General features: G+C 35.2%; 14 protein-coding genes and 1 pseudogene. 8 read left to right on the top strand and 7 right to left on the bottom strand.

Going from position 1 to position 15,903, the window contains the following annotated elements; genetic code table 11:
- Positions 1 to 68: 68 nt before the first annotated feature.
- Positions 69 to 521 carry a helix-turn-helix transcriptional regulator gene (locus NSQ89_RS02990; protein ID WP_047943022.1) on the bottom strand — a complete coding sequence of 151 codons (453 nt, stop codon included), beginning with the start codon at positions 519 to 521 and terminating at the stop codon, positions 69 to 71.
- Positions 522 to 758: 237 nt separating this feature from the next.
- Positions 759 to 2,057, bottom strand: a complete 1,299-nt coding sequence (locus NSQ89_RS02985; protein WP_161798423.1) for a methyl-accepting chemotaxis protein — start codon at positions 2,055 to 2,057, stop codon at positions 759 to 761.
- A gap of 311 nt (positions 2,058 to 2,368) precedes the next feature.
- On the opposite strand from NSQ89_RS02985, the gene NSQ89_RS02980 reads away from it, so the two are divergent.
- The 3 genes from NSQ89_RS02980 (at position 2,369) to NSQ89_RS02970 (ending at position 6,427) form a co-directional block, all read left to right on the top strand.
- Positions 2,369 to 2,917: a GNAT family N-acetyltransferase gene (locus NSQ89_RS02980; RefSeq protein ID WP_061797621.1), complete on the top strand. Its 549-nt coding sequence runs from the start codon at positions 2,369 to 2,371 to the stop codon at positions 2,915 to 2,917.
- Positions 2,918 to 3,215: 298 nt separating this feature from the next.
- On the top strand, positions 3,216 to 4,553 hold the full coding sequence (locus tag NSQ89_RS02975; protein ID WP_235844455.1) for a hemolysin family protein: 1,338 nt from the start codon (positions 3,216 to 3,218) through the stop codon (positions 4,551 to 4,553).
- Between the two features lie 497 nt (positions 4,554 to 5,050).
- On the top strand, positions 5,051 to 6,427 hold the full coding sequence (locus NSQ89_RS02970; protein WP_047945012.1) for a hemolysin family protein: 1,377 nt from the start codon (positions 5,051 to 5,053) through the stop codon (positions 6,425 to 6,427).
- A 268-nt stretch (positions 6,428 to 6,695) separates the two neighbouring features.
- On the opposite strand, the gene NSQ89_RS02965 is transcribed toward NSQ89_RS02970, so the two are convergent.
- Positions 6,696 to 7,394, bottom strand: a complete 699-nt coding sequence (locus NSQ89_RS02965) for a response regulator transcription factor (RefSeq protein ID WP_061797625.1) — start codon at positions 7,392 to 7,394, stop codon at positions 6,696 to 6,698.
- 232 nt (positions 7,395 to 7,626) lie between these two features.
- On the opposite strand from NSQ89_RS02965, the gene corA reads away from it, so the two are divergent.
- From corA to NSQ89_RS02940, 5 genes are all read left to right on the top strand, one after another.
- The gene (gene corA / locus NSQ89_RS02960) at positions 7,627 to 8,574 is read left to right on the top strand and encodes a magnesium/cobalt transporter CorA (protein ID WP_341132238.1); all 948 of its coding nucleotides are present in this window, start codon (positions 7,627 to 7,629) and stop codon (positions 8,572 to 8,574) included.
- A 175-nt stretch (positions 8,575 to 8,749) separates the two neighbouring features.
- Positions 8,750 to 9,595 (top strand): YitT family protein, encoded by an 846-nt coding sequence (locus NSQ89_RS02955; protein WP_369989488.1) that lies wholly within the window; start codon positions 8,750 to 8,752, stop codon positions 9,593 to 9,595.
- A 196-nt stretch (positions 9,596 to 9,791) separates the two neighbouring features.
- Entirely contained in the window at positions 9,792 to 10,586 is a 795-nt protein-coding gene (locus tag NSQ89_RS02950) for an SGNH/GDSL hydrolase family protein (protein ID WP_341132237.1), read from the top strand.
- A complete protein-coding gene (locus NSQ89_RS02945; protein WP_341132236.1) occupies positions 10,579 to 11,493 on the top strand; it encodes an ABC transporter ATP-binding protein in 915 nt (304 codons plus the stop codon). Before NSQ89_RS02950 ends, NSQ89_RS02945 begins: the two co-directional genes overlap by 8 nt.
- Positions 11,486 to 12,466 carry an ABC transporter permease gene (locus NSQ89_RS02940; protein WP_095330149.1) on the top strand — a complete coding sequence of 327 codons (981 nt, stop codon included), beginning with the start codon at positions 11,486 to 11,488 and terminating at the stop codon, positions 12,464 to 12,466. Before NSQ89_RS02945 ends, NSQ89_RS02940 begins: the two co-directional genes overlap by 8 nt.
- A gap of 256 nt (positions 12,467 to 12,722) precedes the next feature.
- Here NSQ89_RS02940 and pdxT read toward each other — a convergent pair whose 3' ends face one another.
- The 4 genes and pseudogenes from pdxT to NSQ89_RS02920 form a co-directional block, all read right to left on the bottom strand.
- Positions 12,723 to 13,313, bottom strand: coding sequence for a pyridoxal 5'-phosphate synthase glutaminase subunit PdxT (pdxT, locus tag NSQ89_RS02935; protein WP_341132235.1), 591 nt, complete (start codon positions 13,311 to 13,313; stop codon positions 12,723 to 12,725).
- Positions 13,314 to 13,322: 9 nt separating this feature from the next.
- Entirely contained in the window at positions 13,323 to 14,207 is an 885-nt protein-coding gene (pdxS, locus tag NSQ89_RS02930; protein WP_341133137.1) for a pyridoxal 5'-phosphate synthase lyase subunit PdxS, read from the bottom strand.
- Positions 14,208 to 14,267: 60 nt separating this feature from the next.
- Entirely contained in the window at positions 14,268 to 14,924 is a 657-nt protein-coding gene (locus NSQ89_RS02925) for a LysE family translocator (protein ID WP_341132234.1), read from the bottom strand.
- Positions 14,925 to 15,181: 257 nt separating this feature from the next.
- Positions 15,182 to 15,890: pseudogene (locus tag NSQ89_RS02920) on the bottom strand (PhzF family phenazine biosynthesis protein); the annotation flags it as partial.
- Positions 15,891 to 15,903: the final 13 nt, after the last annotated feature.

Raw genomic sequence — 15,903 nt, 5'->3', positions numbered from 1 at the left:
AATTAATCTTGAATTGGTCAGTCATTCAAGATTAATTTAAAAACAGCCTATATCTTATTTCACGGTGCTTATTCGCCTAAAAGTTCATTAAAACGATCCTTTGATTCTTTTTCGTCAAAGCTAGAAAAAATCCGGAAATGATCTTCGTCAATAATACGAAAATGCTGACTAATGATATTCTGCTGCAGAATAAATCCGTTCTTTTTTTCTACTTCTCTCCACCATACTTTTCCGCCCAATGTTTTCTCTTTTCGGTAATCCATTCCATCACGAGCAACGGTCTCCAACACCTCTAAAGGTTCATTACCAAATAAGAAGCGCACTGTTTCAGTTTCTCTAAAGAGTGCGCAAACTGCTACTACAGTAGACCAGCCAGCATATAGCCTACCTTTCTCAATTTGCACTAACGTCTTTTTTGACAAGCCAATAACCTCTGCCATCTTATCTTGGGTATATCCCGCTTCTGTGCGTATTAATCTCATCTTTTCTGATACACTCTCAATAATTTCTTCTCTAGTCAAAGTTTCTTCATTCCCTTATTAGTTATGTGTAATTTTACACCATATTTACTATATTATAAGCTTCCTTTAGACAAATTTCAATTTAAAACTATTTGTTATTTAAAATTTATTTTTATTCTCCAACTTTATTTGACTAAATATTTGCTTTACTTCCTAAAAAAGGAACTAGTAATGGCAGAAGCGAAATAAAAATAAAAAAAGCCTATGTTCTCCATGAAAACAAGGCTTTCCTATTTATTATTTTGCTAGATTGTATTGTGTTAGCGAATCCTTTAATTCCTCGTTACTGCTCTTCATTATTTCTGCTGTTTTTGCCACATTTCCAATAGCAGAAGTTTGTTCATCTGTACTAGAAGCAATTTGTTCCACTGCCGCTGCAACTGACTCTGATACTTCTGATACTTTTGCAATAGAGCTAGAAATATGATTATTTTGCTCTACAACTCGGTTTAGCTCTACTGTCATTTCTTTCACTGCCTCAATACTATTTACTACAGCCCTAGCAATTGCTGTAAATTCTTTTTCTGTATCCTTTACGGCAGTATCTAATTCAGCGGTTTGATTAGTTGTTTCATAAATGGACATAACCGTGCTTTCCATTTCTTTCTCGATATTTTGAATCATATCTTGAATCTGTTTAGTAGCCGAATTTGTCTCTTCTGCTAAATTACGAACTTCATTGGCAACAACTGAGAAGCCTTTTCCATGCTCACCGGCTCTAGCAGCTTCAATGCTTGCATTTAAAGCAAGCAGGTTTGTTTGTTCTGCTATTCTATTAATTGTAGAAGTAATTTTAGAGATATCTAAGACTTTTTGATATAAGCCACTAATTCCAATACTTACTTCATTCGTTGATTTGCTAGCATTTTCATTACAAATTTTTAAAGTATTAATAGTCTTTTGTCCATTATGTGATGCTTCTTGAGCATTTTCAGTTGCTTTCTTAATGATTTGATTTTTCCCTTCCATATTATCGATGGAATTGGTTAAGCTATCTATCTCTCTTTTCACTTCTTCTAATTCGGAAGCCTGGCTAACAGCTCCCTCAGCAATTTCAGCCATTGCTCTACCAATTTCTTCTGCACTAGCCAATGTTTCTTCAGCAATTACAGATACATCACTAGCTTGACTTATTCCAGTTTCATTTACATTTTTCAAGCTTGAAACAAGGAAGGCAAACTTTTCTTGCAATTCGCTAATAGAACGATTCAGCTGGCCAATTTCATCTTTCGATTTATCATTGAATTCAACAGATAAATCACCATGTGCCAACCTATGTACCTTGTCATTAAGACGGGATATGGCTTTTAATTTCCCCTTCATTAGCACATTAAAAACCAGTGCGCTTAATATAGTAAGAATAATTACTGAAGCTACTATGATTAAATAATCGCTATAAGTGAAGGATAACAAGCCTTGCAAATTTTCGTTTTTAGCAATAAAAAACCCGCTAAAAGCACTAATACAAGTAGTAATAAGGAGAAGCACATTAAACCCAATAAGCGATTTCCCTTTAAAATTATCTTTCTTTTTCATTCGTAACATCCTCTCTTCCGCCGTCCATAATAAGGAGCCATTTCCTAGCAACACCTTTAAATATCCTTAAAACGCTTTCACATATAATAACTTTGTTCTCTCTCTATGTCTTTAATATCGGTAATTTTTACCCATTTTTTAGCCTTTATTTGTAATTCTTTTATAAATTTTTTTACAGAAATAAAAATAGGAGAAATGCCTAATTTTTTTTTCATTCACGTAAGAATCGGAAAGTTTACGAGCCAAATTTTTTTCTAAGCATAAAATACAACGATATCTCCTTCTTAGAAAATTAGAAAGGATGACTGATGTTGTTTAATATATTTGTAGATCAACAGATTAAATTACGTTTATTAGAGCGGACGGACTCTCATGAACTATTTCAATTAGTGAATAAAAATAGGAAGTATTTAAGAAAATGGCTTCCATGGGTGGATCAAATAACTTCTCCTTATCAATATCAAACAATCATTCCCATATGGAATCAACTTTTCACAGAGCAAACAGAACTAAATGCAGGTATTTTTTTTAATAGCAGATTAGTAGGAATGGTTACATTACAACAAATTGATTGGGCAAGCCGCAAAGCTAGCATCGGCTATTTTTTAGCTGAAGATGCACAAGGGCATGGCATTATGACAAAATGTGTTGTTGCTATCTTAAATTATGCGTTTTACTATTTAAAGCTAAACAGAATCGAAATACAATGTGGGGTAAAAAATAGCAAAAGCCAAGCAATTCCTGAGAAACTTTCCTTTAAAAAAGAAGGAATTATCAGAGATGGCGAATTTCTTTATGACCATTTCCATGACCTATATTCCTATAGCATGCTGGCCAGAGAATGGGCAGCCAAATATTAGATTTCTATTCCACATGTACACGAGAAGAAAGAATTTTTTATCTGCAGGACGTATTTCTCATCTTACTGGAGGTTTATGCACTTAACTACTTTACGGGCAAATTTCGCTAACACACATTTTCTATTTTAGCCGTTTTATTGCCCGTTAAGAGTGGAATAATAACAAAGAATCGCTTGAATCCTCTTCCTCTCTTTATCTTCCACGATTTTATTTTATGTAAGAAAAGGTATAATATAAGAAAATAGAAGTTTTAGGATACAAAAAGATTGTAAACTAATACTGCCTTGAGAACAAAAGAATGGTGATGAACGAAATAATGATTGGAATGCAACTACTATTAATTGTCATACTGACTGCTTTTTCTGCTTTTTTTGTAGCAACAGAATTTTCTATTGTTCGTGTGCGACCTGCAAGAATTGAGCAACTTGCAGAGGAAGGCCACAAAAATGCGCGTACTGTAAAAAAAATCATTGAAAATATTGATGCTTATCTTTCGGCTTGCCAATTAGGAATTACTATTACGTCTTTAGGATTAGGATGGTTGGGACAACCTACTATTTTGAAATTGATTCAGCCTTTAATGAATGAGTTGGCTGTACCAGCTGCTTTATCACAAGGTTTAGCCTTTGTTTTATCTTTTTCTATTATTACATATATTAATGTAGTGATTGGAGAGCTCTTTCCGAAGTCTGTTGCTATTATCCTTACAGAGAAGGTCTCTTTATTAGTGAGTAAACCATTAATCTGGTTTTATAACATTATGTATCCTTTTATATGGATTCTCAACAAATCATCTAGACAAGTAGCGAAGTTATGGGGAATTACCAATCCTACAACCAATAGTGACGCCTTGTCAGAAGAAGAACTGCAGATTGTACTAAAGGAAAGTTACAATAATGGGGAAATTAGTTTATCTGAATACAACTATGTTAATCGTATTTTTGCTTTTGATAACCGGCTAGCAAATGAAATTATGATTCCAAGAACAGAAATGGTTACTTTATCAGACCATTTATCCATTGATGAAGCAATAAATATCATTCAAAAAGAACGCTATACGAGGTATCCACTTACCAAAAATGATGATAAAGACAGCATTATTGGCTTTATCCATATTAAACAATTACTAACGGACTGGTTAAAAAATGAAGGTTATGAAAATAAATCATTATTGGAGTATGCACAACCGATTATTCATATAATCGAAACAACTCCAATTCAAGCTGTTTTCTTAAAGATGCAGAAGGAAAGAACGTCTATTGCCATTCTTCATGATGAATTCGGTGGAACAGCTGGTCTAATTTCTGCGGAAGATATCTTAGAAGAAATCGTTGGCGAGATTAGAGATGAATTTGACGAAGAGGAAACGCCTCTTATTCAAAAAATTAATGATCATCACTATATTCTTGATTCCAAGCTTCCCCTGACAGAGGTAAACGAGGTTTTATCGCTATCAATCGATCGAGAAGATATTCATACACTTGGTGGATGGATTTTATATCAAAATCCGAATTTAAAAAAAGGGGAAACAATCGAATATAATGGCTACTTATTCAAGATTGATAAAATGATTCGACAGCATATTTTTAGCTTTGATGTTCAAAAAATACCTGCACCCTTAGCAGAAGATAAATAAATTTTGTACGATGAGCCGTTTTATGTGTAAGAACGGTTCATCGTACTATTTTTGTTCCCTCTTCTTTCATATCTTGGATATAAGACAATTAACATGAAATTTCTCTTTTCTCATATATTTATTTTATAGACAGAAAATTAAAAAAGTAATCGCTATCAAGTTTGACTGGATAGTTTGGCTTACCGTATAATAATTAGTAAAACTAAACAATTGCGAGGTGGTATAATGGGATTGTTTATCTAAATAAAGAAACTTCATACTGCTTCTTTCATACAAACGTTTATTATACTAGCTTCCGCATCGAACCTGCTTTATAAATGTAATTTTTTTATAAAATATAAATCACTGGTGCATCCTCATGGCTGGAAAAACTGTGATTATGTGTAGAAAATAAAGAACTTTATTACTAGATTGTACTCGATAGAGATTTCGCTCATTTCAATCTGAATTAATCAGGAGGTGACTCCTTACTCGGTAAACGAGATAAGGAAATTTATTTGGACATATTTAACTTGGTTATAATAGCCATTTTAATTGCTTTGACTGCTTTTTTTGTAGCTTCAGAGTTTGCTATTATTAGAGTTCGTAGTTCAAGGATTAATCAGCTTATAGAGGAAGGTCATAAAAATGCCCTTTCCGCCAAAAAGGTTACTAGCAATCTCGATGAATACTTATCTGCCTGCCAATTAGGGATAACTGTTACAGCGCTCGGTATTGGTTGGATTGGCGAAGAAACAGTTCAGCACGTTTTAGCACCATTACTACAAATTATCCATGTTCCTGATACAGCAATAACCGTCTTATCCTTCTCTTTAGCATTCGCCTTCATTACTTTTTTACATGTAGTAGTTGGTGAACTTGCTCCCAAAACATTCGCCATTCATAAGGCAGAACAAATTACTTTATGGGCAGCAAAACCATTAATCCTATTTTATAAACTGCTTTATCCCTTTATATGGACTTTGAATGGCTCTTCTAGAATTATTACAAGAATGTTTGGAATAAAGGCTGCTTCTGAGCATGAGTTAGCACATACAGAAGAAGAACTTCGCATTATTGTTTCTGAAAGTTATAAAAATGGTGAAATCAACCAATCGGAGTTTAAATATGTAAATAATATTTTTGATTTTGATGATCGAATAGCTAAAGAAATTATGGTACCACGAACAGAAATTGCTTCTCTTGAACAATCAAGTACATTAGAGGAGTTGCTTAACCTTATCCAAAAAGAGCAATTTACTCGATATCCAATTACAGATGGGGATAAAGATCATATTATCGGCATGATTAATGTAAAAGAAATCATGACAGAGTTACTTAAATCAAGAGATCTAACGACTAAAACATTAAAGCCATATATAAGGCCTGTCATCCGTGTAATTGAAACCTATCCTATTCAAGATCTATTGTTAAAAATGCAAAAAGATCGTATTCATATGGCCATCTTAATGGATGAATATGGTGGAACATCTGGATTAGTTACAGTGGAAGATATTATTGAGGAAATTGTTGGCGATATATGGGATGAATTTGATCAGGAAGAGGTCCCTACTGTACGCACTATAAAGGAAAATCATTATATCTTGGATGCTAAGGTGTTAATAAATGAAGTAAATGCTTTACTGCAAATAGACATAAACGATGAAGTCATCGATACATTAGGCGGCTGGATTCTCACTTCTAATTACGAAGCGTCAGAAGGAGACACAGTTATGTTCAAATCTTACGCTTTTAAAATTGTGGAAATGGAAGACCATCATATTAAATACGTCGAAGTAAAAAAATTATCCGATGTCCCGGTACAGCAAACAAAGCATATTACGGTGCAGCAATCCATTCCCTCTCCTTCATCTGAGGCTGAGATTGTGTCCTAAAACATTTAATACCAACTTTAAATAGAGGGTGGGACATAAGTATTTCAATCAAATATACCCCCGAACAATTATACGTACACACTAAAAAATACTCGTATAATTGTTCGGGGGTTAATTAAATTTAAGAACGAAGGTTTGTGGTGATCACCGCAGCCTGAATACACTTCGCTTTCGATAGGGTACTCGTTAAGGCTATGTTCTCCTTCTAAGAGATTTCATTCAATGGCCGTAGCTGATTGAAGCAGAATGGAAATAAATTTTCTCTTCTTTAGTCATTCACCATTGACTCATCAAATTTATAACCTACACCCCAAATAGTATGAATAAAAGGTTGTTCCTTTGTGCCAATCTTATTTCTTAACCGTTTGATATGGACATCTACCGTTCTCTCATCCCCATAGAACTGATAGCCCCACACTCGATCTAATAGCTGTTCCCTTGTGAAAACTTGTTTTGGATTACTGATTAAATAATAGAGTAGATCAAATTCTTTCGGTGTTAAATTAGTCATTACTTTATTATTATAGATGACTTCTCTTGTTTCCTTGCTTATTTTAAAATGCTCTGTTGTAAGAAACTTGTCTTCAACCTGGTTCGTTGTTTCTTTTTGGTATCTTCTCGTTACCGCTTTAATTCTTGCCATCAATGTCAACGGGCTGAATGGTTTTGTTACGTAATCATCTGCCCCCATCTCCAGGCCAAGCACTTGATCTGATTCGCTGTCTTTTGCAGTAAGCATAATAATCGGAACAGAACTAACTTCTCTAATCTTACGGCAAATCGTAACGCCTTCCATTCCTGGCAGCATCCAATCAATAATGATAATATCCCAGTTTTGATTTTCTAGGAAAAAGTCTAAAGCTTCTTTTCCATTGTGAATAAAATTCCCTTCATATCCTTCTTTTAAGAAAAACATTTCCAGCATGGAGCAAACACTCTCATTATCTTCGATTACAAGTATTTTCATCCTAACACTTCCTATTTTCTAGCATTCCTTCTTTGCTACTTATTATAGCAGATGTAATGTGCAAGTTTCATTTCCAGCTAGCGAAAAGGAAGAAAAATAGTGTCTTTATTTGAAACAACCAAAACTCTAAACGATTCATCCAATATTTCTGCATAAAAAGTTTTTTAATTGTAGTAAACTAATAAAATGAACTATCCTAGTTAATAACACCACCTATAAAGGAGTTATTGATATGATTCATTCTCTCGCTATAAATAAAGAGAAGCAGCTACTCACTAATCTTTCCGTTGAAGAGCTAGTTGCAGGTGATTATGAATGGTTTTGGGTTGACTTTGATCAGCCAATCGATGAAGAAATTGAAAAATTACATCATCCTTTTAATTTTCACCCCTTATCTATTGAAGATTGTCTTCATAATTTACAAAGGCCTAAAATTGATTATTTTGAAACCTATACCTTTTTTGTCACTCATTGTTTAAATCCTAAAACAGTGAAGAAGGACGAGCTTAATATTTTTTTGGGGAACAATTTTATCGTTACTTTCCATCATCATGCCTCTGTGGAAGTCAATGCCGTAAAAGAAATGTTACTAAAAGAGGAAACTGCAGCATGGACACAATACACGGTTCTTTATCAGCTACTCGATCACCTTGTAGATAATTATTTTCCTATTGTCTATGAAATTGAGGATTCTCTCGCAGAAATCGATGAAAATCCTACTAATAAAACGATGGAAGCATTGCTGGATGAATTATTTTCTACTAGGCACCAGCTGCTTTCCTTGCGACATACAGTCGTCCCAATGAAAGATTTATTACATCAAATGATTAATACGGAAAAACTGGCTGCTCTCTTAATGAAAAGAGAATATTATTCTGATATCTATGACCATTTATTAAAAATCAGTGAATTAATTGAATCCAATCGTGAATTAACAACAGACATAAGGGATAGTTATCTATCCTATAATTCTCATCATTCCAATCGAATTATGCAAATCCTTACTGTTATTACAACTATTTTTATGCCACTAAGTTTCTTAGCAGGCTTATATGGGATGAACTTTTTAAATATGCCGGAGCTGCACTGGCAATATGGATACTTCCTTCTATTATTTGTTATGGCCAGCATAGGAGTGGGCATGTTTATATTGTTCAAAAGAAAAGGATGGTTTAAATAATATTCTGTTATTAAATGCAGAGCATTGATTAGCTATATTTCAAAACTATTATGATAAAATAGAATTATCACTATTTTCACCATATAGGATTATTACATAGAATTTGGGGGGATTAACGATGGAGTCATCAAATTTTCAAACAGAGGCTATCCTAGAAAAACCACAGCATAAGATTATGCCGAAAAGAGTTTTAGCAAAGAGAATAATTTTCATTATTATCGGCAGTATTTTAATGGGAATAGGCATTGAGGAGTTTCTTGTTCCTAATAAAATACTAGATGGAGGAATTGTCGGAATTTCTATCATTCTCTCCCATTTATCTGGTGCGAAATTAGGCTATTTTATCTTTTTACTTAATATTCCCTTCTTCTATATCGGCTACAAGCAAATTGGCAAGACCTTTACTCTTTCCACTATGCTAGGTATCACAGTCCTTTCTCTTACTACAATTTTATTACACGATGTACCTGTATTTACATCTGATTTACTTCTCGCAACGGTATTTGGTGGTATTATCCTCGGCATTGGTGTGGGAATTGTCCTCCGTTTCGGCGGCTCCCTTGATGGAACAGAGGTATTAGCTCTCCTTTTCAGTAAAAAAAGCCCCTTTTCTGTTGGCGAAATCATTATGTTTTTTAACGTCTTCATCTTTATTAGTGCTGGATTTGTTTTCTCGTGGAATCGAGCAATGTATTCACTAATTGCCTATTTTATTGCTTTTAAGGTCATTGATATTGTTATAGCTGGTCTGGATGAATCAAAATCAGTCTGGATTATTAGCGATCATTCAGAAATCATCGGAGAAACGATATTAGCAAGACTTGGGCGCGGCGTTACATATCTAAAGGGTGAAGGTGCCTATACTGGTGACACGAAAAAAGTCATTTTCTGTGTCATTAACCGTCTCGAAGAAGCAAAACTTAAAACAATTATTGAAGAGTTGGACCCTGCTGCCTTTCTTGCCGTTGCCAACATCTCGGAAGTTCGCGGAGGCAGGTTTAAGAAAAAAGATATTCATTAATATTTTTCTCTTTGTTATTGCCTAAAAAGCTAAACATTTTTTAGGCTCCCTCTTTCTACGCAATCTTCCTTCTATGGGCACTTTGGAACCTTCCAAATAACTCCATACTTAGTCAGGAAAATAGAAAATCAAAACTATTCCTAGGTTTATTTCTCTTCTTTTTTGTGAAAAATTTCATTTGATAGGAGGTTATGATTTGCGGAAAAACATAACATTATCGATTATAATCGGCTCAAGCTTTGTTTGTTTACTTTGGCTAATTGGCTTAGGCTGGGTATTAATCGACTATAACATTCAGCCTGAAAGAAGCGCCAAAATAGCTAGTGAAGAGAAAATAAAAGAAATGGAGAAAGATGACATACGCCTTTTAGCTCTAGGTGATTCCCTTACCCGTGGAACCGGCGATGATACTGGGAAGGGTTATGTTGGTTATCTTTCTGATGCTCTAGAAGAAAAAACAGAGGAAGATATCACTATTACCAACTATGGGATCAAAGGATTAACGACCGATAAATTGGCCGAACAAGTAAAAGAAGACGAAGTACAAAGACAAATAACTCATGCTGATCTTCTCTTTATAACAATTGGCGGGAACGATCTTTTTCAAGGGGGAGAATCCTTATCTGAACTCAATGAAGATTCTATAAACAAATTAATGAAAGCTTATTCCAAACAATTGCAGGCGGTACTTACATCGATTCGATCCATTAATAAAGACATCCCCATCTATTTAATGGGCTTATATAATCCTTTTAATGATTTAGACAATAGTGCTTTAACTTCCCAGGTAGTCCGCACTTGGAATAATGCGACTGCTGAAATATGTGCTAATTATCCGCAAACTATTTTTGTTCCAACCTATGATATTTTTCAGCAAAATGTTCAGCAATATTTATATTCTGACCATTTCCATCCAAATAAAAAGGGCTATCAGCTGATGGCTGAACGGGTAGCATCCCTTATTTCCTGGGAGGTAAATGACAATGAGTGACATTACGTTATCAGTTTCGCATTTAACGAAAAAAATCGGAAAGCGGGCTATTATTAAAGACATTAGCTTTGAATTAAAAAGCGGAGAAGTATTTGGTTTTCTTGGACCAAATGGTGCTGGGAAAACAACAACCATCCGGATGCTTGTTGGATTAATCAAACCTACCTCTGGTCAAATATCCATTTGCGGCTATGATGTCAAAAAAGATTTTGCCAAAGCAATGGAACGCTTAGGCTGTATTGTGGAAAATCCAGAGCTTTATCCTTATTTGACCGGATGGGAAAACTTAAAATACTTTGCCCGAATGCTGACAAATGCAGATGATAAGCGAATAACAGAAGTTGTAGAGTTAGTAGGATTAACGGAGCGTATTCATGACAAAGTAAAAACTTATTCCCTAGGAATGCGCCAGCGTCTTGGAATTGGACAGGCATTATTAAGCAGGCCGAAAGTTTTGATACTAGATGAACCAACCAATGGATTAGACCCTTCTGGGATAAGAGAAATGAGGCAGTTCATTCGTTTTCTGGCAAAAGAAGAAGGTCTAAGTGTATTAGTCTCCAGCCATTTATTAAGTGAGATTCAGCTCTTATGTGATCGTGTATCCATTATTTTAGACGGTAAAATCATCCATACTGAATCAGTACATACTTTACTGACGCAAAAGGAAAAATTAATTTGGCGATTTACCCCGTTAGAAAAGGGAATAGAAATCTTGAATAAACTTGCTCCATCTGTCACAGTCCAGGAAGAAATGGTGATTACCCCCTATATAGAAGAAGAAGTTTCTAAGTGGAGTCGTTCATTGATGGAAGCCAATGTCGCTATAAAAGAAATGAATCGGCAAATCCCTTCGCTTGAGCATCTATTCTTAGAGCTGACAGGAGGTGATTCTGTCGGTGAATAAACTCATCTATAATGAAATGCTAAAGCTCGTGAAAAGTAAACGCTTATTGGTTGTGACGATTATCATCGGAATAATGATCATGATGTTTACCTATGCACAGCATCGTGAAATGGAAAATGTCAAAAAAAGAATTGGCGATACAGACTGGCGCGTCACCCTGCAGCAATCAATTGTCGATATGCAAAACAGAATCGGTTCAAGCGGGATTTCCGAAGAATTCCGCTCCCAGTTAAAAGTTCGCATCGACCAAAGTCAGTATTATCTCGACCATAACATCAACCCGCAAGATCCAGGTGCTCCCACCTTTTTGCGCGTGTTTCTCGATAATTCCATCCAGCTGCTGCTACCGTTAATGGTAATGATTATTTCAGCTGATATGGTTTCTTCGGAAAAAAGTTTAGGGACCATTAAGCTGTTGCTGACAAGACCGGTACGGCGTTGGAAAATCCTTTTAAGCAAATATATTACGCTTATTCTCTCGGTTTCCTTTATCTTACTTATGTTCGGGCTATTTTCTTATCTCATTTCCGGATTATTCTTTGGATATACGGGATGGACTGCACCAGTGCTAACTGGATTTACCGTGGAGGCTGGTGAATTAAATACTGCCAATGTCCATTTAGTCCCACAATGGCAATACATTCTCATGATTTTTGGACTCGGCTGGTTTGTGTCTGTTGTCGTAGGGACGCTCTCCTTTATGTTCTCTGTCCTTATTAAAAGTACAGCAGCAGGAATGGGCGCTATGCTCGCATTCTTGATTTCTGGTACTATCATTAGTTCGATCGCTTCTTCATGGGAATCAGCCAAATACTTTTTTATGGTAAACTTGCGTCTAACAGATTATCTCCAAGGGAATATACCGCCAATAGAAGGCATGTCTCTTCCATTTTCCCTGATGGTACTATCTATTTGGGGACTTGCCGGGATTATTATCTCCTTCCTTGTCTTTACAAGAAGGGATGTTTACTAAAGTTTAATGTTGTTATACGCATAAAAACGGAACTTCCCATTTTGGGAGACGTTCCGTTTTTGCTTATATACTTTCAGCTTGTTTGACTAACGCCCCCAATAGTTTAAGTGAAACTATTCACATTATATAATGATTTCACTTTAAAATAAAAATAGGACTGCCAAATTACAACAGTCCATCCTATATCAAAATAATTTATGAATTTCTCTATATTTGTAAGTTTTCTTATCTAAGAAAAGTCCTTTTAGTGTATTTATTAATAATAATCTTTCTGCTTTCTGACCATATTAATAAAATAAGAATTGAACCGATGATCTTTAGTTAACTCAGGATGGAAAGAACATCCTAAAAACTGACCTTCTCTTGCTGCCACAATTCGGTTATTATGCATTGCTAGTATTTCAACATTCTTTCCTACTCTGACAATATGTGGTGCCCGAATAAATACAGATGGAAATCCATTGGCAACTCCAGAAATATCTAAATCTACTTCAAAACTTTCCTTTTGCCTACCAAATGAATTGCGTTCTATGTGAACATCCATTGCACCAATATGAGGCTCTTCGTATCCCTCAACTGACTTTGCTAAAAGAATAAGTCCCGCACATGTTCCAAACATCGGCTTACCAGATATAGCAAACTCCTTTAGTGGGTCCATAAAATCATATTTATCAATTAGCCGACGCATAGTAGTACTTTCCCCGCCTGGTATAATCAACCCGTCAATTTCTTTTAATTGTTCCAGATTTTTTACTACAACAGCCCCTGCTCCATTAGCTTCTATGGCAGCTACATGTTCTCTTACAGCTCCTTGTAAGCCAAGTACACCAATTTTTATATCACGCATCCTTTTCACCTACCATCCGCGTTCTTGCATACGTGCTTCTGGTGATAAAGTAGCAATCTCTATCCCTTTCATAGCTAATCCAATATTTTTAGAAATTTCAGCTATTAATTTATAATCTTGATAATGAGTAGTTGCTTCAACTATTGCCCTAGCAAATTTAGCAGGGTTTTCTGATTTAAAAATACCCGAACCAACAAATACACCATCTGCACCTAATTGCATCATGAGAGCTGCATCCGCTGGTGTTGCAACACCTCCAGCTGCAAAATTAACTACAGGTAGACGTTCTAATCTTTTAATTTCTAAAAGAAGTTCATATGGTGCGCCTAGTAATTTTGCTTCTGTCATAATCTCATCTTCATTCATATAGATTACTTTACGGACCTGTGCATTCACTTTACGAATGTGTCGAACTGCTTCTACAATGTTACCTGTTCCTGGCTCTCCTTTCGTACGAAGCATAGACGCACCTTCGCCAATTCTTCTTGCTGCTTCTCCTAAATCACGACAACCGCAAACAAATGGAACAGTATATTCATTTTTATTTAAGTGATATTCTTCATCGGCTGGTGTTAGTACTTCACTTTCATCAATGTAATCCACGCCCATAGCTTCTAACACTCTTGCTTCTACAATATGACCAATACGTGCTTTTGCCATAACAGGTATTGTTACAGCATTCATTACTTCCTCTACAATAGTAGGGTCAGCCATTCGTGCTACCCCACCTGCAGCACGAATGTCAGAAGGTACTCTTTCAAGTGCCATTACTGCTACTGCTCCTGCTTCTTCAGCAATCTTTGCTTGCTCGGCATTAATAACGTCCATAATAACGCCACCCTTTTGCATTTCAGCCATTCCACGTTTAACTCGTTCAGTTCCAATTTCCATGATTCTCCTCCTATAATTCGATATACTTTTCATTTTTCTCAACGATAATGAAAAATTTAAAAATTAAACGTTCTCAAAAGCTAGCTTTATTCCTAAATAGATAAGAGCAATACCAGTTATTCTGTCAAAGTTTTTTTCAACAGTAGGTTTTTTAAACCATGAACTCATATAGTCAAGAATATAAAGATATAAAGTAAACCACACTAGAACAGTCAAGATAAAAAGTCCTGCAAGTATAACTGATTGAAGGATTACATTCCCTTTCATATCAATAAACTGGGGAAGAAAAGAAATATAAAAAATAATTGCCTTAGGATTTAAAAGTGTACTTGCTAATCCTTGCAGATAACAATTTTTATTTTCTTTTGACCTTTTAGGAGTAATGTGTGATCCGTCTACTAAATTCATTTCAGATTCTATACTTTCAGTCTTTTTATTTTTTATACTAGACAATAATGCTTTAATTCCTAGATAAAGAAGGTAGACACCACCAGCATATTTTATGACTTCAAAGAGCACTAAGGACTTTGCAATAAGGGCGGTTAAACCAAGTATTGAAGCTATTGCATAAATAATATGACCTGTAACAACTCCATAAGAAGTCATCCGCCCCATATGTTTATTAATGGTAAGTGCATTTTTAGTAATCAAGATAAAATCTGGCCCTGGGGTCATAATAATAATAAGGGAAACTAATATAAACATATAATAATGTGACATATAAAACTCCTCCCAACCTTAATGGGTTTTATTTAAAATGGTTAGGGTGATTATTATGAGTTCATCCTTCTAATATAAGAGTGCTTGGATAGTGTATTTGTTACCAAAACTCGAACTTCCTTAGAATGTGGCTCCAAGTAAACCTCCTAAAACCTACACCCATTTATACAATAAAAAGTGTTTTCGTTAACAAATGATCCTTGGTCTGATACAAAAAGATTTTATTTACGTTATTTTAGGTACAGCTCTGCACCGTATCAATTTACTTGCAGTTCTGCAATGGAATATAATACTGCTGTTCCGCTGATTTTTACTCTATCATCTACCAATTGGCAGTATAATGTTCCACCTCTGCTAGAAAGTTGTCTTGCTACCATATGATTTTTACCCAAACGTTCCGCCCAAAAAGGAATAAAATTACAAGTGCAGAACCGCATACTGGATCTTCATTTACTTTCAGCTTTGGAAAGAAACATCTAGAAACAAAATCAAAGCTTTTACTCTTTGCAGTAATTAAAACGCCTTGACCATCAGGTAATTTTTCCAATTTAGAAGAGTCTGGGGAGGCATTTTTTACTTCTTCTTCTGTTTCTAACACTAACATTAAGTCCCTTCCCAGGTAGGCTTCTACAGGTTTAATACCAAGCGCTTCCACCATTTGATCTGTTAAAGGAGTAGATTCAAGCACCCTATTGGGAAAATCCATCTCGTAAAGTTCATCATTTTTTACCACAACAAGCTCACCACTCATTGTCTGAAATTTAATTTTATGAGATCAATTTCTCCACCAGGTGTAAACCACCTTAGACGATATCCCTCTTGCTCTTTTACTGCAAACGCTGTTTCCGATAAATTATTTTCAATAGCTATTTTTTGCATTGTTTCTTTGGAAATCCAATCATCTAAAATACAAACTGCAGCTGGGTTACCTTCAAAAACTTTTTCTGCAAAAGCATCGACTACAAAAACACTTCATATC

The organism is Niallia sp. FSL R7-0648 (assembly GCF_038007005.1).
Lineage (GTDB): Bacteria > Bacillota > Bacilli > Bacillales > Cytobacillaceae > Niallia > Niallia circulans.
The sequence above is the reverse complement of the archived record's forward strand: the minus strand, read 5'-3'. Positions and strand labels throughout refer to the sequence as shown.

What these genes read in the sequence shown, in the direction of transcription:
- NSQ89_RS02945 (WP_341132236.1), top strand. Translation starts at nt 10,579, where the DNA reads ATGAGTGACATTACGTTATCAGTTTCGCATTTAACGAAAAAAATCGGA.
- NSQ89_RS02985 (WP_161798423.1), bottom strand. Translation starts at nt 2,057, where the DNA reads ATGAAAAAGAAAGATAATTTTAAAGGGAAATCGCTTATTGGGTTTAAT.
- NSQ89_RS02955 (WP_369989488.1), top strand. Translation starts at nt 8,750, where the DNA reads ATGCCGAAAAGAGTTTTAGCAAAGAGAATAATTTTCATTATTATCGGC.
- NSQ89_RS02965 (WP_061797625.1), bottom strand. Translation starts at nt 7,394, where the DNA reads ATGAAAATACTTGTAATCGAAGATAATGAGAGTGTTTGCTCCATGCTG.
- corA (WP_341132238.1), top strand. Translation starts at nt 7,627, where the DNA reads ATGATTCATTCTCTCGCTATAAATAAAGAGAAGCAGCTACTCACTAAT.
- NSQ89_RS02975 (WP_235844455.1), top strand. Translation starts at nt 3,216, where the DNA reads ATGGTGATGAACGAAATAATGATTGGAATGCAACTACTATTAATTGTC.
- pdxT (WP_341132235.1), bottom strand. Translation starts at nt 13,313, where the DNA reads ATGCGTGATATAAAAATTGGTGTACTTGGCTTACAAGGAGCTGTAAGA.
- NSQ89_RS02925 (WP_341132234.1), bottom strand. Translation starts at nt 14,924, where the DNA reads ATGTCACATTATTATATGTTTATATTAGTTTCCCTTATTATTATTATG.